Origin of the sequence: Tepidimonas charontis, from assembly GCF_007556685.1 — a bacterium.
Lineage (GTDB): Bacteria > Pseudomonadota > Gammaproteobacteria > Burkholderiales > Burkholderiaceae_C > Tepidimonas > Tepidimonas charontis.
The window spans coordinates 1-17,454 of the sequence record NZ_VJON01000036.1 but is presented as its reverse complement, the minus strand read 5'-3'; the positions used below and the strand labels follow the sequence as shown (position 1 = coordinate 17,454).

17 protein-coding genes are annotated in these 17,454 nt (G+C 68.0%); 16 read left to right on the top strand and 1 reads right to left on the bottom strand.

Annotation, left to right across the window (positions count from 1 at the left end):
- Positions 1 to 18 precede the first annotated feature (18 nt).
- Positions 19 to 1,572, bottom strand: coding sequence for an NAD(P)H-hydrate dehydratase (locus Tchar_RS10175; protein ID WP_144328921.1), 1,554 nt, complete (start codon positions 1,570 to 1,572; stop codon positions 19 to 21).
- Between the two features lie 233 nt (positions 1,573 to 1,805).
- On the opposite strand from Tchar_RS10175, the gene rpsB reads away from it, so the two are divergent.
- The 16 genes from rpsB to Tchar_RS10095 all read left to right on the top strand — a co-directional run bounded on the left by rpsB (position 1,806) and on the right by Tchar_RS10095 (position 17,343).
- Positions 1,806 to 2,549 (top strand): 30S ribosomal protein S2, encoded by a 744-nt coding sequence (rpsB, locus tag Tchar_RS10170; protein ID WP_144328920.1) that lies wholly within the window; start codon positions 1,806 to 1,808, stop codon positions 2,547 to 2,549.
- Positions 2,550 to 2,661: 112 nt separating this feature from the next.
- A complete protein-coding gene (tsf, locus tag Tchar_RS10165) occupies positions 2,662 to 3,558 on the top strand; it encodes a translation elongation factor Ts (RefSeq protein WP_144328919.1) in 897 nt (298 codons plus the stop codon).
- Between the two features lie 198 nt (positions 3,559 to 3,756).
- Entirely contained in the window at positions 3,757 to 4,467 is a 711-nt protein-coding gene (pyrH, locus tag Tchar_RS10160; protein ID WP_144328918.1) for a UMP kinase, read from the top strand.
- 50 nt (positions 4,468 to 4,517) lie between these two features.
- The gene (gene frr / locus Tchar_RS10155) at positions 4,518 to 5,081 is read left to right on the top strand and encodes a ribosome recycling factor (RefSeq protein WP_144328917.1); all 564 of its coding nucleotides are present in this window, start codon (positions 4,518 to 4,520) and stop codon (positions 5,079 to 5,081) included.
- A 15-nt stretch (positions 5,082 to 5,096) separates the two neighbouring features.
- Complete coding sequence (gene uppS, locus Tchar_RS10150; RefSeq protein WP_144328916.1) at positions 5,097 to 5,840, top strand: polyprenyl diphosphate synthase; 744 nt, start codon at positions 5,097 to 5,099, stop codon at positions 5,838 to 5,840.
- 19 nt (positions 5,841 to 5,859) lie between these two features.
- Positions 5,860 to 6,702 (top strand): phosphatidate cytidylyltransferase, encoded by an 843-nt coding sequence (locus tag Tchar_RS10145; protein WP_144328915.1) that lies wholly within the window; start codon positions 5,860 to 5,862, stop codon positions 6,700 to 6,702.
- Between the two features lie 77 nt (positions 6,703 to 6,779).
- The gene (ispC, locus tag Tchar_RS10140) at positions 6,780 to 7,958 is read left to right on the top strand and encodes a 1-deoxy-D-xylulose-5-phosphate reductoisomerase (RefSeq protein ID WP_144328932.1); all 1,179 of its coding nucleotides are present in this window, start codon (positions 6,780 to 6,782) and stop codon (positions 7,956 to 7,958) included.
- Positions 7,959 to 8,006: 48 nt separating this feature from the next.
- The gene (rseP, locus tag Tchar_RS10135; RefSeq protein WP_144328914.1) at positions 8,007 to 9,368 is read left to right on the top strand and encodes an RIP metalloprotease RseP; all 1,362 of its coding nucleotides are present in this window, start codon (positions 8,007 to 8,009) and stop codon (positions 9,366 to 9,368) included.
- A gap of 21 nt (positions 9,369 to 9,389) precedes the next feature.
- Complete coding sequence (gene bamA / locus Tchar_RS10130; protein WP_144328913.1) at positions 9,390 to 11,708, top strand: outer membrane protein assembly factor BamA; 2,319 nt, start codon at positions 9,390 to 9,392, stop codon at positions 11,706 to 11,708.
- Entirely contained in the window at positions 11,708 to 12,226 is a 519-nt protein-coding gene (locus tag Tchar_RS10125; protein ID WP_144328912.1) for an OmpH family outer membrane protein, read from the top strand. Before bamA ends, Tchar_RS10125 begins: the two co-directional genes overlap by 1 nt.
- Before the next feature lie 40 nt (positions 12,227 to 12,266).
- Positions 12,267 to 13,337: a UDP-3-O-(3-hydroxymyristoyl)glucosamine N-acyltransferase gene (gene lpxD / locus Tchar_RS10120; RefSeq protein ID WP_144328911.1), complete on the top strand. Its 1,071-nt coding sequence runs from the start codon at positions 12,267 to 12,269 to the stop codon at positions 13,335 to 13,337.
- 2 nt (positions 13,338 to 13,339) lie between these two features.
- Positions 13,340 to 13,777 carry a 3-hydroxyacyl-ACP dehydratase FabZ gene (fabZ, locus tag Tchar_RS10115; protein ID WP_144328931.1) on the top strand — a complete coding sequence of 146 codons (438 nt, stop codon included), beginning with the start codon at positions 13,340 to 13,342 and terminating at the stop codon, positions 13,775 to 13,777.
- An 11-nt stretch (positions 13,778 to 13,788) separates the two neighbouring features.
- Positions 13,789 to 14,583 (top strand): acyl-ACP--UDP-N-acetylglucosamine O-acyltransferase, encoded by a 795-nt coding sequence (gene lpxA / locus Tchar_RS10110; RefSeq protein WP_144328910.1) that lies wholly within the window; start codon positions 13,789 to 13,791, stop codon positions 14,581 to 14,583.
- A gap of 131 nt (positions 14,584 to 14,714) precedes the next feature.
- Positions 14,715 to 15,860 carry a lipid-A-disaccharide synthase gene (lpxB, locus tag Tchar_RS10105; RefSeq protein WP_144328930.1) on the top strand — a complete coding sequence of 382 codons (1,146 nt, stop codon included), beginning with the start codon at positions 14,715 to 14,717 and terminating at the stop codon, positions 15,858 to 15,860.
- 11 nt (positions 15,861 to 15,871) lie between these two features.
- Positions 15,872 to 16,546, top strand: a complete 675-nt coding sequence (gene rnhB, locus Tchar_RS10100; protein WP_236640420.1) for a ribonuclease HII — start codon at positions 15,872 to 15,874, stop codon at positions 16,544 to 16,546.
- A complete protein-coding gene (locus tag Tchar_RS10095) occupies positions 16,543 to 17,343 on the top strand; it encodes a TrmH family RNA methyltransferase (protein WP_144328908.1) in 801 nt (266 codons plus the stop codon). The genes rnhB and Tchar_RS10095 overlap by 4 nt, the downstream gene beginning before the upstream one ends.
- Positions 17,344 to 17,454 lie beyond the last annotated feature (111 nt).

Here is a 17,454-nt window from a genome sequence, read left to right as displayed (position 1 = left end):
CAGTGTCGCCGATACCGCTCACGCGATCAAGTCGTTGGCCGCGGGAGGCCAAGCGCGCTTCCATGCCTGTGCCAGCGCGCCGTGGGCTGCCACCGCCTCGGCTACCATGCGCTGCTCCATCTCGGGTGTGCGTCCATCGGTCTCGGCAGCCAGCCGCGCGCCGATCAGGCCGGCCAGTACGTCACCCGTGCCCGCTGTGGCCAGCAGCCCGTCGCCGCTGGTGTTGACGTATGGCGTGGCGTCGGGAGCAGCGACCACGGTGCCACTGCCTTTGAGCGCCACCACCGCCTGCAGGCGCTGCGCCAATGCTTCGGCCGCGTGCAGCCGGTGTGCCTGCACCGCAGCCGTGTCGCAGCCCAGCAGCCGGGCTGCTTCGGCCGGATGGGGGGTCAGCACGGTGGTCCAGCCGCGTTGGGCTCGGGTTTGCCAGATCGTGTCCGGGCTGGCCTGTGTGGCGGCAACAGGCCCCAGCGCATTGAGCGCATCGGCGTCGAGCACCAAGCGCGGTGCCTCCTGCAGCAGCCGTGGCAACCACGGGGCCATGGCGGCGCCGCCACCGCAGCCGGCTACCACCACGGCGCGCGTGTGCAGGGCATCGGCGAAGGCGGCATCGCCGCTGCGCAGCATCAGGGCCGGCGCTCCGGCATCGAACGCCGGGATGTAGGATGCCGCGGCCGGCAGCGCCACCCAAACGCGGCCGGCGCCGGCACGTAGGGCTGCTCGTGCGGCCAGTATGGCCGCCCCCGTCATGCCGACACCGCCGCCTGCGGGTGCCGGCTGTCCGCCCAATACCAGCACGTCGCCGCGCGCGCCCTTGTGGCTGTCGTGCGCAGCGCGCAGGGCCGCCACGTCGGGCCAGTGGGCAGACGGCGTGGTCCAAGCCCGCGGCGCCAGATCGTCGGCGCCACTGGCCACACCGAGATCATCAAACCAAAGGGCCTCGCCGCAGGCGGCGCGGCCTGCGCCGGTGAACAGCCCGGGTTTGAGGGTCAGCAGGGCGAGTGTGATGCGCGGTCCGCGCGGCCGCACGGGTGCTGCAGCCCACCAGCGCCCGCTGTCGGCGTCCAGTCCGCTGGGCACATCGACGCACAGCGTCGGGGCAGGGCAGTGCTGCAGCCAGTCCAGCGCCCGTGCCCACGGTCCCTCGACCGGGCGCGACAGTCCCAGCCCCAGCAGCGCGTCGATGACCAAGTCCGGGGGCCACGGTGGCGGTGCAGCGCCGTGGGTGATGCCGGCGGCGGTGGCCGCCTCGCGCGCCCAGCGTGCATCGGGCGGCTGCCGTTCGGCCGCGCCCAGTGACCAGACGTGCACGTGCGCACCCAGCGGGCCGAGGGTGCGTTGCAACAGCGTCGCTGCGCGCCACCCGTCGCCGCCGTTGTTGCCGCTGCCGGCCAGCACGACGATGGCGCGCGCGTGCGGTTGCCAGGCTCGCGCGAGCCGGGCCACGGCCTGGCCCGCGCGCTCCATCAAGGTGTGGGGTGGCAAGCGGGCGGCGGCCCGTTGCTCGATGGCGCGGCTGGCTTGGCTGTCGTACAAAGGCAGGGAGGGGCCGAGCGGGTCGATGCGCTGCATGAGGGCAGTATATAATTCAAAAGTTTTGCGCTTCATGCAGGGCGCCATTGGGTAGCACATCGGGTGGCGGTCAGTTGGCGTCGATGACTCTGACCCGCGCAGGCTGCCCGATGGCGGGCCGTGGTCGCTTGTTGACAGCGCAAAACAATCGCGAGTCGGCTCATCCGGGTGTTGCGTCGCGTCCGCGGCGTGATCCGAGCCGGCTTTAGACCCAACCTTTGGAGCGTGACACCATGTCGATTTCCATGCGCGAAATGCTGGAAGCGGGCGTGCACTTTGGACACCAAACCCGTTTCTGGAACCCCAAGATGGCCCCCTACATCTTTGGCCATCGCAACAAAATCCACATCATCAACCTCGAAAAAACGGTGCCGATGTTCGAGGAGGCGTGCAAATTCGTGCGCCAGCTCACGGCCAACGGCGGCACGCTGCTGATGGTGGGAACCAAGCGGCAAGCGCGCGAGATCGTGGCGGCCGAGGCGCAGCGTGCCGGCGTGCCGTATGTGGATCAGCGCTGGCTGGGCGGCATGTTGACCAACTTCAAGACCGTCAAGTCTTCGATCAAGCGCCTCAAGGACATGAAGGCCCAAAAAGAAGCGGGGCTGGATCACATGTCCAAAAAAGAGCAGTTGCTGTTCAATCGCGAGCTGGAGAAGCTCGAGCGCGACATCGGTGGCATCCAGGATATGGCGGCGCTGCCCGATGCGATGTTCGTCATCGACGTTGGCTACCACAAGATCGCCGTGGCTGAGGCGCAAAAGTTGGGTATTCCAGTGATTGGTGTGGTGGACACCAACCACTCGCCCGAAGGTATCGACTACGTCATCCCGGGCAACGACGACTCGGCCAAGGCGGTGGCCATCTATGCACGCGGCATCGCCGACGCCGTGCTCGAGGGTCGCAATGCCGCGCTCCAGAGCGTGGTCGAGGCCGCGCGTAGCGACGACGAGTTCGTCGAGGTGCAGGAACAAGCCTGAGGCGGGCGCCCGCACGCGGCACAAGGGGCGGTGCGCCCCTTTTTTGTCACCGTGCTGACGTCGATACCGGTCACAGTCACAGGCGGCCCAGGCCGCCTACAGGAGCAACACAATGGCAGCAATCACCGCAAGCATGGTCGCGGAACTCCGCGCCAAGACCGACGCCCCGATGATGGAGTGCAAAAAGGCACTCACCGAGGCTGATGGCAACATGGAGAAGGCCGAGGAAATCCTGCGCGTCAAGCTGGGCAGCAAGGCCAGCAAAGCCGCCGGCCGCATCACGGCCGAAGGCGTGGTGGCCTCCTGCGTCCAGGGCAACACGGGCGCGCTGATCGAGGTCAACTGCGAAACCGATTTCGTCTCGAAAAACGAACTGTTCATCGCCTTCTGCAACGCCCTGGCGCAGCTGGTGGCGCAAAACGACCCGGCCGACGTGGCGGCGCTGTCGGCGCTGCCGCTGTCGATGGAAGGTTTCGGGCCGACCGTGGAAGATGTGCGCAAGGGCCTGATCGGCAAGATCGGCGAGAACATGACGATCCGCCGCTTCAAGCGCTATGCGGGCGGCGGCCAGCTGGCCACTTACCTGCATGGTGTGCGCATCGGCGTCATGGTCGAGTACGATGGCGATGCCGTGGCCGCCAAGGACGTTGCGATGCACATCGCGGCGATGAAGCCGGTGGCGACCTCCTCTGCCGAGGTGCCGGCGGAACTGGTGGCCAAGGAGCGCTCGATTGCCGAGCAGAAGGCCGCCGAGTCCGGCAAGCCGGCCGAGATCATCGCCAAGATGGTCGAAGGCGCGGTGCAAAAGTACCTGAAAGAGGTCTCGCTGCTGGATCAGGTCTTCGTCAAGGCCGCCGACGGCAAGCAGACCGTGGGCCAGTACCTGAAGGGAGCCAACACCACGGTCAAGGGCTTTACGCTCTACGTGGTGGGCGAAGGCATCGAGAAGAAGCAGGACGACTTCGCCGCCGAAGTGGCGGCGCAAGTGGCGGCGGCCCAAAAAGCCTGAGCCACTCGACATGGCGCGCGGCCGACTCCTGCGTGGGAGTCGGCCGTTTTTGCAAGCCGCGGTGCCGTGCCTTGGCGCGGTTACAGGGTGATCCCAGACACCCTTGGATGGCCGGCGTTGCCGCCGCCCGCGGCGGCTGGGCGCGCCAATGGCCAGCTCGCAGCCCGTACAATCCAGCGACCCGTGACCGAATACACCATGCCCGTCCTACAACGCATCTTGCTCAAACTCTCCGGCGAAGCCCTGATGGGAGAGGAAGCCTTTGGCATTCATCGCGGCACCATCGAGCGCATCGTGGCCGAAGTGGCCGAGGTCGCTCGACTGGGGGTGCAGGTGGCCATCGTCATCGGCGGCGGTAACCTGTTTCGGGGCGTGGCCGGCGGCGCAGTGGGCATGGACCGCGCCACCGCCGACTACATGGGCATGTTGGCCACGGTGATGAACGCGCTGGCCTTGGGTGATGCGCTGGAGCGCGGCGGCACCAAAGCGCGGGTGATGTCGGCCATCGCCATCGACCAGGTGGTCGAGCCCTACGTGCGTCCCAAGGCATTGCAGTACCTGGAAGAGGGCAAGGTGGTGGTGTTTGCAGCGGGTACCGGCAACCCCTTTTTCACCACCGACACGGCCGCTGCGCTGCGCGGCGCCGAGATCGGCGCGCAAATCGTGCTCAAGGCCACCAAGGTGGACGGCGTCTACACCGCCGATCCGAAAAAGGATTCGAGCGCCAAGCGCTACCAGCGCATCAGCTTCGATGAGGCCATGGTGCGCCAGTTGCAGGTCATGGACGCCACGGCGTTCGCCCTGTGCCGCGACCAGGGTTTGCCGGTGCGTGTGTTTTCCATCTTCAAGCCGGGCGCGCTCAAGCGCGTCGTGCTGGGTGAGGACGAAGGCACGTTGGTGCACGTCTGAGCACGCGCACGCGCCGCCGCCGCGCGCCCCAACTGCAAGAGGCCATCGAGATGAGCACCATTCCCGAGATCAAAAAAACCGCCGAACAGAAGATGCAGCAGTCGCTGGAGGCGCTGCGCGCCAATCTGGCCAAAGTACGCACGGGCCGTGCCAACCCCGCACTGCTCGACACCGTACAGGTCGAGTATTACGGCACGATGGTGCCGATCAGTCAGGTGGCGAATTTGTCGCTGCTGGATGCGCGTACGATCGGCGTGGCGCCGTGGGAAAAGGGCATGGGCGCCAAGATCGAAAAAGCCATCCGCGAGTCCGATCTGGGGCTCAATCCCGCCGCGCACGGTGATCTGATTCGGGTACCGATTCCGCCGATGACGGAGGAACGTCGGCGGGAATTGACCAAGGTCGTCAAGGCCGAAGGCGAGCACGCCAAGGTGGCGATTCGCAACCTTCGGCGCGAGGCCAACGAGCACGTCAAACGGCTGGTCAAGGACAAGCTCGCCTCCGAGGACGAGGAGCGCCGGGCGCAAGACGACATTCAAAAACTCACCGACCGCATGATCGCGGAGGTGGACAAACTGGTGGCCGCCAAGGAAGCGGACATCATGGCGATTTGACGACGTCGCCACTGCATGACAGCATCCGCCCCAGTGCGTGCGCCCGACGCTGGCACGGTACCCGCGCATGTGGCCATCGTGATGGATGGCAACGGCCGCTGGGCGCGCCGGCGGCTGTTGCCGCGTGCGGCGGGCCACCGTGCGGGCATGGAGGCACTGCGACGTGTCGTCGGCTGCAGCATCGAGCGCGGCGTGCAGGTGCTGACGGTATTTGCGTTTTCCTCGGAAAACTGGGCGCGTCCAGCGGAAGAGGTGCAGGCCATCTTGCGCCTGATGGGGCAGGCCCTGATGGAGGAAGTGCCGCGCCTGCACGAGGCGGGCGTGCGGCTGCATGTGGTGGGTGAGCGTGCGGGCTTGTCCGCCGAGCTGACTGCGGCGATCGCCGAGGCCGAGCGGCGCACTGCGCACAACGCGCGCCTGGTCCTCAACGTCTGTTTCAACTACGGCGGACGCTGGGACATCGTGCAAGCCGCGCGCGCCCTGGCGCAGCGCCATGAGCCGATCACCGAGCAAACGCTGGCTGCGGCGCTGGCGCTGGCGCACGTGGGCGACCCCGATCTGCTGATTCGCACCGGGGGCGAGCAGCGCATCAGCAACTTTTTGCTGTGGCAGCTGGCCTACACCGAGCTCTATTTCACTCCCTGCCTGTGGCCGGCCTTCGATGCCGTGGAGTTCGACCGAGCGCTGGCCGCGTACGCGCAGCGGCAGCGGCGTTTCGGACGCACGCCCGAGCAGGTGCTGGCCGCAGCCGTCAGGTGACGCGGGGGGCGGCGGCGGGATGTTGAAACAACGCATCCTCACGGCAGTCGGTCTGCTGGCCATACTGTTGCCGGCCTTGTTGTGGCGCGATACGGCGCCGTTTGCGGCGGTCACGGCCGCTTTGATGGGCGCTGCGGCGTGGGAGTGGGGACGCCTCAATGGCTGTTCGGCGGCGTGGCTGGCTGGCGTCGCCGTGGCGGCGCTGCCATGGTTGCTTTGGTGGTTCTGGGGTGCCGCCGGCTGGCCTCCGGTTCTGGGCGCAGCGGTGACGGTAGGCTGGGTCGTGGTGTTGGCGCTGACTCTGCACCGTGGCGTGGACGACTGGGGGCGCTGGCCGCGCAGGGTTCGGCTGGCAGGTGGCTGGCTGGCGCTGGCGTGCGCCTGGTGGGCGGTGGTGGCTTTGCATACGCGCGGACCGCTGATGCTGCTCAGTGTCCTGTTGTTGGTGTGGGTGGCCGATATTGCCGCCTACTTTGGCGGACGGGCGTGGGGGCGGCGCAAGCTGGCGCCGCGCATCAGTCCGGGTAAAAGTTGGGAGGGCGCGGCCAGCGGTGTCGTTGCCGTGCTGGCGCTGGCGCTGGCGTGGATGGCGCTGAGCGCCGTTTGGCCGCCGGCGCGCGCGGCGCTATACCCCGTTTTGGCGCAGCAGGGGTGGCTCGTGGCTTTACTGGCGCTGCTCGGTTTGACGGCGCTCAGCGTTGCGGGAGACCTGTTCGAGTCGCTCGTCAAACGCAGCGCCGGGGTGAAAGACTCCAGTGGGTTGTTGCCGGGGCACGGCGGCGTGCTGGACCGCATCGACGCGCTGCTGCCGGTGCTGCCAGCGGCGCTGACGCTGCTCAGCCTATCGGGGGGCGACGCATGACGGAACCGAGCAGGGCGGCGGCAGACGACCAGGGCCCAGCGGAGCCGTTTTTGCCGCCGGGCGCGGCGTCGGCTGCCGTGCGCCAGCGCGTGGCGGTGCTGGGCGCAACCGGCTCCATCGGCACCAATACCCTCGATGTCATCGCGCGCCACCCCGAGCGGTTCGAAGTGGTGGCCCTGTCGGCGCACCGGCAGCTCGATGCTTTGCTGTCGCTGTGCGAGCGTTTTCGGCCGCGCTGGGCCATCATCGATGCGGTGCATGCACCGGCACTCGCGCACGGCTTGCGCGCGCGTGGCTTGCCCACGGTGGCCCTCAGTGGCGCCGAAGCCTTGACCGAGGTGGCGGCCCATCCCGACGTCGACACCGTGATGGCCGCCATCGTGGGCGCGGCGGGCTTGGCACCGTGTATCGCGGCGGCCCGCGCGGGCAAGCGCTTGCTGCTGGCCAACAAGGAAGCCCTGGTGGTGGGCGGCGAGGTCTTTTTGCAGGCGGTGCGCCTGGGCGGCGCGCGTTTGCTGCCCATCGACAGTGAGCATTCGGCCATTTTTCAGGCGCTGCCCGAGGACCCCGCCACCTGGCCGCAGCGGGTGGAAAAAATCGTGCTCACCGCCTCGGGCGGGCCGTTTCGCACCCGCGACCCGGCCACACTGGCCACGGTGACGCCACAGCAGGCCTGCGCGCACCCCAATTGGGTCATGGGACGCAAGATCTCGGTGGACTCGGCGACGATGATGAACAAGGCGCTCGAAGTCATTGAGGCGCGCTACCTGTTCGGCTTTGCCCCGCAGCAGATCGAGGTCGTGATTCACCCGCAGAGCGTGATTCATTCGATGGTCCAGTATCGCGATGGCTCGGTCGTCGCGCAATTGGGCACGCCGGACATGCGGGTGCCGATCGCCTACGGCCTGAGCTGGCCGGAGCGCATGGCCTCGGGGGCCGAGCCGCTGGACTTTGGCCGCCTGGGGGCGCTGACGTTCGAGGCCCCGGATGCGAGTCGGTTTCCGTGCTTGTTTTTGGCCTGGGAAGCGTTGGCGGCCCCGGCCGGCACCACCGCAGTGCTCAACGCCGCCAACGAGGTGGCCGTGGAAGCGTTTTTGCAGGGGCGGCTGCGTTTTGACCGCATCTACGTCGTCAACCGTGGAACGCTGGAGCAGTGCCTGCCCTCCAAACCCCAGGATTTGGCCGACCTGTTGGCGCTGGACGCGCAAGCGCGGGCCTGTGCAGCGCAGTGGGTGCGCCGTCTGCAGGATGCGTGAGCCGCGCCCGCGTGCGCAGTGCGCGGCGCAACCGTTCGTGGAGAGCCCATGCTGACCGTTTTTTCGTTCCTGGTGGCGATTTCGATTCTGATCGCGGTGCACGAGTGGGGGCACTACCGTGCGGCGGTGGCATGCGGCGTGCCCGTGCTGCGCTTCTCGATTGGCTTCGGGCGGCCCCTGCTGCGCTGGCGCAATCGCGCGGGCACCGAATTTGTAGTCAGCGCCTTGCCCTTGGGCGGATATGTGCGCATGCTCGACGAGCGTGAGGGCCCCGTTGCTGCGCAGCAGCGTCATCTGGCCTTCAATGCGCGCCCGCTGCATCAGCGGGCCTTCATCGTGGCGGCGGGGCCAGCGGCCAACCTGCTGCTGGCCGCGGCCCTGTACGCGTTCATCGCGTGGTGGGGCACGCCGCAGCCACAGCCCGTGTTGGCCGTGCCGGCCGCCGATACGCTGGCGCAGCGCGCTGGCATCCGCGGCGGTGAATGGGTACAGGCCGCGGCCATCGACGATCATCCCGAGGCGGTGCGCTCCTTCGATGAGCTGCGCTGGCGCATCAGCCGTGCCGTACTCGATGGGCGTGACCTGCGGCTGTGGTTGGCCGACGGCCCCGAGGCGCCGGCGCTGCGCACCGTCGAGCTGCCGCTGTCGCAATTGGGCAGCCGCGAGCTCGACACGGCGACGTTCGAGCGCATCGGCATCGTGGCGCCGTGGTCGGCCCCCGTGCTGGGAGACGTGCTGCCCGACGGAGCCGCGGCCGCCGCCGGCCTGCAGCCCGGCGACCGGGTGCTGGCGGTGGACGGCGAGGCCGTGCCGGATGCGCAGACCTTGCGCGCACGCATCCGCTCGGCCGTCGATGCGCAAGGGCGCGCGCGTGCCCAGGTGTGGCGTATCGAGCGCGGCCAGCAGACGCTGGAGCTGACGGTCACACCCCAGGCCCAGCGGCAAGGTGAAGCGTGGGTGGGACGAGTCGGCGCGATGATCGGCGAGGCGCCGGCGATGACGGTGGTCTCCAGCGGCCCTCTCGCAGCGGTGGGGGAGGGGGTCGCCCGCACCGCCGAGGTCGCGGGTTTGACGTTGCAGATGATGGGGCGCATGCTGGTCGGAGAAGCCTCGCTGCGCAACCTCAGTGGCCCGCTGACGATCGCCGACTATGCGGGCCGATCGGCCAGCCTGGGTGCGATGGCGTTCCTGAGTTTTCTGGCCTTGGTCAGTGTCTCTCTGGGGGTGCTGAACCTGCTGCCGTTGCCCGTCTTGGACGGCGGGCACCTGATGTATTATTTGTGGGAGGCGGTGGCCGGTCGGCCGCTGCCCGAAGTCTGGATGGACCGGCTGCAGCGGGGTGGCGTGGCGATCCTCGTCGCTCTGATGTCGCTGGCGCTCTTCAACGATTTGGCCCGTTTGCTCGGCTGACGCCCGGGCGTTGTGAATGGCATGAAATCATCTCCCAAGCGCCGCTGGCGCGTGCGTGCCAGCGTGTGGCTGGCGACCCTGGCGGCATCGTTGCCCGCATGGGCGGTCGATCCCTTCGTGGTGCGCGACATTCGCGTCGAAGGTCTGCAACGTGTCGAACCGGGTACGGTGTTTGCCTCGTTGCCGTTTCGCGTCGGTGACACCTACTCCGATGAGCAAGGGGCGGCCGCGATCCGGGCGCTGTTCAACTTGGGGCTGTTTTCCGACGTGCGCCTGCAGGTCGATGGCGATGTGCTGGTGGTCATCGTCGAGGAACGGCCGACCGTGGCCGACATCAGCTTCAGCGGCGTCAAGGAGTTCGACAACGAGGTGCTGCGCCGGGCGCTGCGCGACATCGGTCTGACCGAGGGGCGGCCATTCGACCGAGCGCTGGCCGACCGCGCTGAGCAGGAGCTCAAACGCCAATACCTCAACCGCAGCCTGTACGCGGTGCAGGTGACCACCACGGTGACGCCGATCGAACGCAACCGCGTCAACATCCAGTTCAACGTGGTCGAAGGCGACGTCACCAAGATTCGCGACATCCGTATCGTAGGCGCACGCGCCTTCCCCGAAAAAACGCTGCTCGATCTGTTCGATCTGGACACCGGCGGTTGGCTGAGCTGGTACACCAAGAGCGACCGCTACTCGCGCGCCAAGCTCAGTGCCGATCTGGAGTCATTGCGTTCGTACTACCTGACGCGTGGCTACCTGGAGTTCAACATCGACTCCACGCAGGTGGCGCTGTCGCCGGACAAGTCGACGCTGTCGCTGACCATCAACATCACCGAAGGGCCGCGCTACGTGGTGTCGGCGGTGCGGCTGGAGGGCGACTTCCTGGGCAAGGAAGAGGAATTTCGGGCGCTGGTGCGCATCCAGCCCGGGCAGCCGTACAACGCCGAACAGGTCAGTGAGACCGTCAAGGCCTTCACCGACTACTACGGCCAGTTCGGCTACGCCTTCGCGCGGGTCGAAGCCGTTCCGGAAATCGACCGCGAGAAAAACCGCGTCACCATCGTCTTGCAGGCGCAGCCGTCGCGTCGGGCCTACGTGCGCCGCATCCTCATCGAGGGCAACAACCGCACGCGCGACGAGGTCATCCGGCGCGAATTTCGCCAGTTCGAAGCCGCGTGGTACGACAGCGAGAAAATCCGTCTGTCGCGTGACCGGGTGGACCGGCTGGGCTTCTTCACCGATGTGCGCATCGACACGCAGGAGGTGCCGGGGGCGCCGGACCAGGTGGACCTGGTGCTGACCGTGGTGGAAAAGCCCACCGGTAACTTGAGCATCGGCGCCGGCTACTCGCAGGCGGAAAAACTCTCGGTGCTGGCCGGCATCCAGCAGGAAAACGTCTTCGGCACGGGCAACTATCTGGGGTTGAACGTCAACACCAGCAAATTCAATCGCCAATTCGTGCTGAGCACCACCAACCCCTACTTCACCGACGATGGGGTGTCCCGCTCGCTCGACCTGTACTACCGCACCACGCGCCCCTACGATGCGCAGGACTCGGACTACCGGCTGGTGACGCCCGGGGCAGCGATTCGCTTCGGCGTGCCGTTCACCGAAACCGACACCGTGTATTTCGGCATCGGGGTGGAGCAGACCAAGATCGAGCGTGGCAACCGCATGCCCGTGGCGTACGACGACTTCATCGCCACCTTCGGTGACAAGCCGTTGTCGGTGCCGTTGACGGTGGGCTGGGCGCGCGACGAACGCGACAGTGCGTTGGTGCCGACGCGCGGGCGGCTGATGCGCCTCAACGGTGAGCTCGGCATCGCCGGCGACACCCGCTACGTCAAGGGCAACGGCCAGTACCAGCAATATCTGCCGTTGGACAGGCGCTTTACGCTCGCTTTCAACGCTGAGCTGGGCTGGGCCAAGGGGCTCGGCGGCAAACCGGTGCCGCTGTTCAAACATTTTTACGGTGGTGGGCTGGGCTCGGTGCGCGGCTTCGAGCAAGGCACCCTGGGGGGCACCAGCGCCATCGTCGGCGGTGGCGCAGGTGAAGTGGCCTATCTGGGCGGCACGAAGTCCATCCTGCTCAACACCGAGCTGATCGCGCCATTCCCCGGCGCCGGCAACGACCGCACCTTGCGTCTGTTCGGTTTCTTCGACCTCGGCAACGTCTATGCCGCCGGACAACCGCTGCGGCTGAACGAACTGCGCGCCTCCGCAGGCTTGGGCATCAGCTGGATCTCGCCGGTGGGGCCGCTTAGAATCGCCTTTGCCAAGCCGGTGCGCAAGCAAACCGGTGACAAGACGCAGAGCATCCAATTCCAAATCGGTACCTCTTTCTGATGAAACGATTGTCTCGTTCGTGGTGGGCGCGCGGCGCCGTCATCGTCGCTGCGGCGGCCAGCATCGGCGCCGCCTGGGCGCAGGAGTTCAAGATCGGCTTCGTCAACACCGAGCGCGTCCTGCGCGACTCCAACGCCGCCAAGGCCGCTCAAGCCCGTCTGGAGCAGGAGTTTTCGCGTCGCGAGCGCGATCTCGAGGCGCTGGGCAATCAATTGCGCCAAGCCAGCGAGAAGTTCGAGAAGGACGCGCCGACCCTATCCGAATCCCAGCGTGCCGCACGTCAGCGTCAGATCGCCGAGCTCGACCGCGACTTCCAGCGCCGCCGCCGCGAATTTCAGGAAGATCTGGCGCAGCGGCGCAACGAGGAATTACAGCAAGTCATCGAGCGCGCCAACCGGGTGATCCGGCAGATTGCCGAGGCGGAGAAGTACGATTTGATCCTGCAAGAGGCGGTCTACATTGCGCCGCGCCACGACATCACCGACAAGGTGATCAACGGACTGAACAACGCGCGCTGACGGTGCAGGCCGTGCGTGCGCCTGGCCAAGGGCGTTCCCAATGAGCCCGGCCATTCCCCTGACGACTCTGCAGTCCGCATTGGGCGGAGCGCTGTGTGGCAACGGCGAGCGCAGCGTCGAGCGCCTCGCGCCGCTGGACGAGGCGGACGCGGGCAGTCTCGCCTTCATCGCGCAACCCCGCTACGAAGCGATGTTGCGGCGCTCCCGCGCCGGCGTCGTGATGGCGGCGCCGGCCCTGGTCGGCGCCGTGCTGCAGCGACCGGACCCGCCGCCGGGCGGGTGGTGCGCGTGGGTGTTTCCCGACCCCTACTTGGCCTTCGCCCGGCTGACCCAGTGGTGGCGCCAACACGTCGCGCCCCGCCCCAGCGTAGTCGGTATCCACCCCAGCGCCTGGGTGCATCCGACGGCGCGCATCGGTGCGGGTGTCTCGATCGGCCCCTTTGCCGTCATCGATGAAGAGGCGGTGATCGGCGACGGCGCCACCATCGGCGCGCACGCACACGTGCAGGCACGCGCCGCCGTGGGGGCCGGCACGCACCTAGGCAGCAGTGTGGTGCTGGGCTACGACTGCCGCATCGGTGCGCACGGCATCGTCCACGCTGGCACCGTCATCGGCGCCGACGGGTTTGGCTTTGCGCCCGAGCCGCAGCCCGACGGTGGGCGAGCCTGGGTCAAAATCGAGCAGCTCGGTGCGGTGCGCATCGGTGACGCCGTCGAGATCGGCGCCAACTGCTGCATCGACCGCGGCGCGCTGGGCGACACCGTACTCGAAGACGGTGTCAAGCTCGACAATTTGATTCAGATCGGGCACAACGTGCGCGTCGGCCGCCACACCGCGATGGCCGGCTGTGTCGGCGTGGCCGGGTCGGCGCGCATCGGCGCCTACTGCACATTGGGCGGCGGCGCCATCGTGCTGGGGCACCTGGAGCTGGCCGATCATGTACACATCTCGGCGGCGTCGGTGGTGATGCGCTCGATCCGTCAGCCCGGCCACTACAGCGGCGTCTTTCCAATCGACGACAATCGCGCGTGGGAAAAAAACGCCGCGACGCTGCGCCAGCTGCACGCGCTGCGCGAGCGCCTCAAAGCCCTGGAGCGACGCACGACATGAGCATGGACATCCACCAGATCCTCAAACAACTGCCGCACCGCTACCCGATCCTGTTGGTGGATCGGGTACTGGAGCTGGACAAGGGCCACCGCATTCGCGCGCTGAAAAATGTCAGCATCAACGAACCGGTGTTCATGGGTCATTTCCCCCATCGGCCGGTGTTTCCGGGGGTGCTGATGTTGGAAGCGTTGGCGCAAACGGCGGCCTTGCTGGCTTTCGATACCCTGGGCGTGACGCCCGACGACAAGACGGTGTACTACTTTGCGGGGATCGATGGCGCGCGCTTCAAGCGCCCAGTGGAGCCGGGCGACCAGCTGGTGATGGAGGTGACCCTGCAACGCATGAAGGCTGGCATCTTCAAGTTCGGCGGTACGGCGCGCGTGGGCGAGGAAGCTGCCTGTGAGGCCGAGCTCATGTGCACCATGCGGACCATCGCCTGATAGCGTCGGCCATGGCGCAGATTCATCCGACCGCGCTGGTCGACCCACGCGCCGAGCTGGCCGATGACGTGGTCATCGGGCCGTACACCGTGGTGGGGCCGCAGGTGCGCATCGGCCCGGGCACCACGGTGGGGGCGCACTGCGTGCTCGACGGACGCACCACCATCGGGCGCGACAACCGCATTTATCCGTTCGTCTCGCTCGGGCTGCCCAGCCAGGATAAAAAATACGCCGGCGAGCCCTGTGAGCTGGTGATCGGCGACCGCAACACCATTCGTGAATACAGCACCTACCACATCGGCACCGTCCAAGGCGGTGGCGTGACGCGGCTGGGCAACGACAACTGGATGATGGCCTACACCCACCTGGCGCACGACTGCGTGGTGGGCAACAACACCATTTTCGCCAACAACGCGCAGCTGGCCGGCCACGTACAGGTGGGCGACTGGGCGATTCTGGGCGGCTTCACCGTCGTGCACCAGTTCGTGCGCATCGGCGCGCACGCCATGACCGCGATGTGTGCCTTGCTGTTTGCCGATGTGCCGCCGTTCGTGATGGCGCAGGGCCAGCCGGCGCGTGCGCGCTCGATGAACTACGAGGGTTTGCGCCGGCGCGGATTCTCGGCCACCCGCATCGCCGCCGTCAAAGCCATGCACAAAGCCCTGTACCGCCAGGGGCTGACCCTGCAGCAGGCGCAGCAGCGCGTGGTGGCGCTGGCCGAGCAGTACCCCGAGGCCGCCGCCGACGTGGCCCTGATGAGCGACTTTTTGGCTGGCGTCGATGCGCAGCGCGGCATCGTACGCTAAGCGGCGCGGGCACGATGGATGGACGAGCCAGCGGTAACCGGGCAGCCAGCGGCGCGCAGGGCGATGACGCGATGCGCTCGGCTGGCTCGGCGGCAGGTGCCATGATGCAGCCGCGCGGTCCACGGTTGGGCATGGTGGCGGGCGAGGCCTCCGGCGATGTGCTGGCCGCCGAGCTGCTGTGCGGGCTGCGCCAGCGCTGGCCGGCGCTGGCCGCCGCTGGCGTGGCCGGCCCGGCCATGCAGGCGCAGGGCTGCACCGCCTGGTGGCCCAGCGAGCGGCTGGCGGTGCGCGGCTACGTCGAGGTGCTGCGGCACTACGCCGAGATCGTCGGCATCCGGCGCGCGCTGCGTGCGCGCTGGCTACACGACCGCCCCGACCTGTTCATCGGTGTCGACGCGCCCGACTTCAACCTGCCGCTGGCAGCCGACCTGCGCGCGGCTGGGGTGCCCACGGTGCAGTTCGTGGCGCCCGCCATTTGGGCCTGGCGCCCCGAGCGGGCGGCACTGATCCGGCGGGCCTGCGATCATGTGCTGTGTGTCTTTCCTTTCGAGCCCGCGTTGCTGGCCGAACACGGCATCGCAGCCACCTTCGTCGGGCATCCCTTGGCCGCCGTCATTCCGCGCCAGCCCGATCGGGCGGCGGCGCGCGCGGCGCTGGGGCTGCCCGCCGACACGCCGGTGGTGGCCCTGTTGCCGGGCAGCCGGCGTGCCGAGATCGCCCACTTGCTGCTGCGCTTTTTGGCGGCGGCGCAGCACATGCGGCGCGAGCAGCCCCGACTGGCCTTCGTGCTGCCGGCGGTGCCCCATCTGCACGACGCCATCGCCGCCCAGGTGGCGGCGACGCCGGCGGCCACCGCCGTACGCGTGCTGCGCGGCCAGTCCCACCGGGCGCTAGCGGCCTGCGACGTCGCCTTGGTGGCCAGCGGTACCGCGACGCTGGAGACCGCGCTCTTTCAGCGGCCGATGGTCATTGCCTACCACATGCACCCGTTGTCGTGGTGGTTGACGCGGCGCAAAATGCGTCAACCGTGGGTGGGGCTGCCCAATATCCTGGCCGGTGACTTCGTGGTGCCCGAGCTGCTGCAGGAAGCGGCCACCCCCGCAGCTCTGGCGCGTGAGACCCTGGCCTGGCTGGATGAGGGGGACAGCGCCCGTGCGCGCCGCGCCGCGCTGCAGGCGCGCTTTGCTGCCTTGCACCAGACCTTGCAGCGCGATACGGTGGCGCTGGCAGTGCGCGCCATCGAGCCGCTGCTCCAACGCGGGCCGGCTGTCGTATGAGCAACCGCCGGATGCGTCATCGCGCCGGATCGGCTGCCGGCGACACGCCCGCCCTGCAGTTGCCGCTGCATTGGGGAGACGATGGCTTGGTGGCCGGCGTCGACGAAGCCGGACGCGGCCCGCTGGCCGGCCCCGTGGTGGCCGCGGCGGTGATGTTGGACGAGCAACGACCGATTGCCGGCGTGGCCGACTCCAAGACGCTTTGCCCCGCGCGGCGTGAGCGGCTCTACGACGCCATCATGGCGCGCGCGCTGTGCGTTGGCGTGGGCGTGGCCGAGGTGGAGGAGATCGACCGCCTGAATATCCTGCAAGCGACCTTGTTGGCCATGCAGCGCGCAGTGGCTGCGCTGCGTCTGCGCCCGTCGCTGGTACGGGTGGACGGCAACCGTCTGCCCGTCTTGCCGATGCGGGCCGAGGCGGTGGTGCGTGGCGACGCGACCGACGCCGCCATCGCTGCCGCCTCCATCGTGGCCAAGGTGACGCGCGACCGGCTCATGGACGCGCTGCACGCATGCTATCCGGCGTATGGTTTCGATCGGCACCGTGGCTACGGCACCGCGCAACACCTGCGCGCGCTGCAGATGTATGGGCCGACGCCCGCCCACCGGCGCAGTTTTGCGCCGGTGGCGCACGCTCTGACACACGCTGCGCTGGCGCAGCCCACCGTACCGCTGGGGCAGCGATGAGGCACACGCACAACGAACAGGCGCCGCCGATCCCTTTGACGTCGCGCGACAACCCGCGCATCAAGCAGCTGCGCCGCTTGGCACAGGCCGGTGGTGTGGATCGGCGCGCCGGGCTGATGTGGGTGGAAGGTGACCATCTGTGCGCGGCGCTACTGGCGCGCGCCGGTGTGCCCGTGGCGCTGGTGAGCACACCCGCCGGTCTGGCATGGGTCGAAACCTGGCGGCGCCAGAACGGGCTCGATCCCGCCGTGCCGGTATGGACGGTGACGCCGGCGCTGATGCGCCACATCAGCGCGCTCGAGTCGCCAGCGCCCATCGCCTGCCTGGCCCGCGTGCCGGCGCAGCCGACATGGCAGGGTGACGCCCCCGCGGTGGTGCTGGATCGGCTGCAGGATCCGGGCAACGTCGGCTCGATTCTGCGCAGCGCCTCCGCGTTCGGTGTGCGCCAAATCGTCGCCTTGCGGGGTACGGTGGCGCTGTGGTCGTCGAAGGTGTTGCGCGCCGGCATGGGGGCGCATTTTCATCTACACATACTCGAAGGGTGCGAACCCGGCGATTTGCACGCCTTGCGCGTGCCGCTGCTGGCCACCAGTTCGCACCACGGCCAGTGGCTGCACGAGGCCGACCTGCCGTGGCCATGTGCCTGGTTGTTCGGGCACGAAGGGCAGGGGGTGCAGGCGGCGTTGCAGGCGCAAGCGGCGCTGACGGTACGCATCGCGCAGCCCGGCGGCGAGGAGTCGCTCAACGTCGCGGCAGCAGCAGCCATCTGCCTGCACGCCAGTGTAGAAGCAAGATAGTAATGTCCGCTTCCGGCAAAGTAGAAATGTCCGCTTGTTGGTCTGGAAGCGGAGGGCTGGGTGGACAAGCGCATCGAGATGAGCGAGCGGGAGATCGAGCGGCTCAAGGTG

Coding starts and splice junctions, on each gene's coding strand:
- frr (WP_144328917.1), top strand. CDS start 4,518: ATGAGCACCATTCCCGAGATCAAAAAAACCGCCGAACAGAAGATGCAG.
- pyrH (WP_144328918.1), top strand. CDS start 3,757: ATGCCCGTCCTACAACGCATCTTGCTCAAACTCTCCGGCGAAGCCCTG.
- Tchar_RS10125 (WP_144328912.1), top strand. CDS start 11,708: ATGAAACGATTGTCTCGTTCGTGGTGGGCGCGCGGCGCCGTCATCGTC.
- lpxB (WP_144328930.1), top strand. CDS start 14,715: ATGGTGGCGGGCGAGGCCTCCGGCGATGTGCTGGCCGCCGAGCTGCTG.
- rnhB (WP_236640420.1), top strand. CDS start 15,872: ATGCGTCATCGCGCCGGATCGGCTGCCGGCGACACGCCCGCCCTGCAG.
- Tchar_RS10095 (WP_144328908.1), top strand. CDS start 16,543: ATGAGGCACACGCACAACGAACAGGCGCCGCCGATCCCTTTGACGTCG.
- rpsB (WP_144328920.1), top strand. CDS start 1,806: ATGTCGATTTCCATGCGCGAAATGCTGGAAGCGGGCGTGCACTTTGGA.
- rseP (WP_144328914.1), top strand. CDS start 8,007: ATGCTGACCGTTTTTTCGTTCCTGGTGGCGATTTCGATTCTGATCGCG.
- fabZ (WP_144328931.1), top strand. CDS start 13,340: ATGGACATCCACCAGATCCTCAAACAACTGCCGCACCGCTACCCGATC.
- bamA (WP_144328913.1), top strand. CDS start 9,390: ATGAAATCATCTCCCAAGCGCCGCTGGCGCGTGCGTGCCAGCGTGTGG.
- lpxD (WP_144328911.1), top strand. CDS start 12,267: ATGAGCCCGGCCATTCCCCTGACGACTCTGCAGTCCGCATTGGGCGGA.
- tsf (WP_144328919.1), top strand. CDS start 2,662: ATGGCAGCAATCACCGCAAGCATGGTCGCGGAACTCCGCGCCAAGACC.
- lpxA (WP_144328910.1), top strand. CDS start 13,789: ATGGCGCAGATTCATCCGACCGCGCTGGTCGACCCACGCGCCGAGCTG.
- Tchar_RS10175 (WP_144328921.1), bottom strand. CDS start 1,572: ATGCAGCGCATCGACCCGCTCGGCCCCTCCCTGCCTTTGTACGACAGC.
- uppS (WP_144328916.1), top strand. CDS start 5,097: ATGACAGCATCCGCCCCAGTGCGTGCGCCCGACGCTGGCACGGTACCC.
- Tchar_RS10145 (WP_144328915.1), top strand. CDS start 5,860: ATGTTGAAACAACGCATCCTCACGGCAGTCGGTCTGCTGGCCATACTG.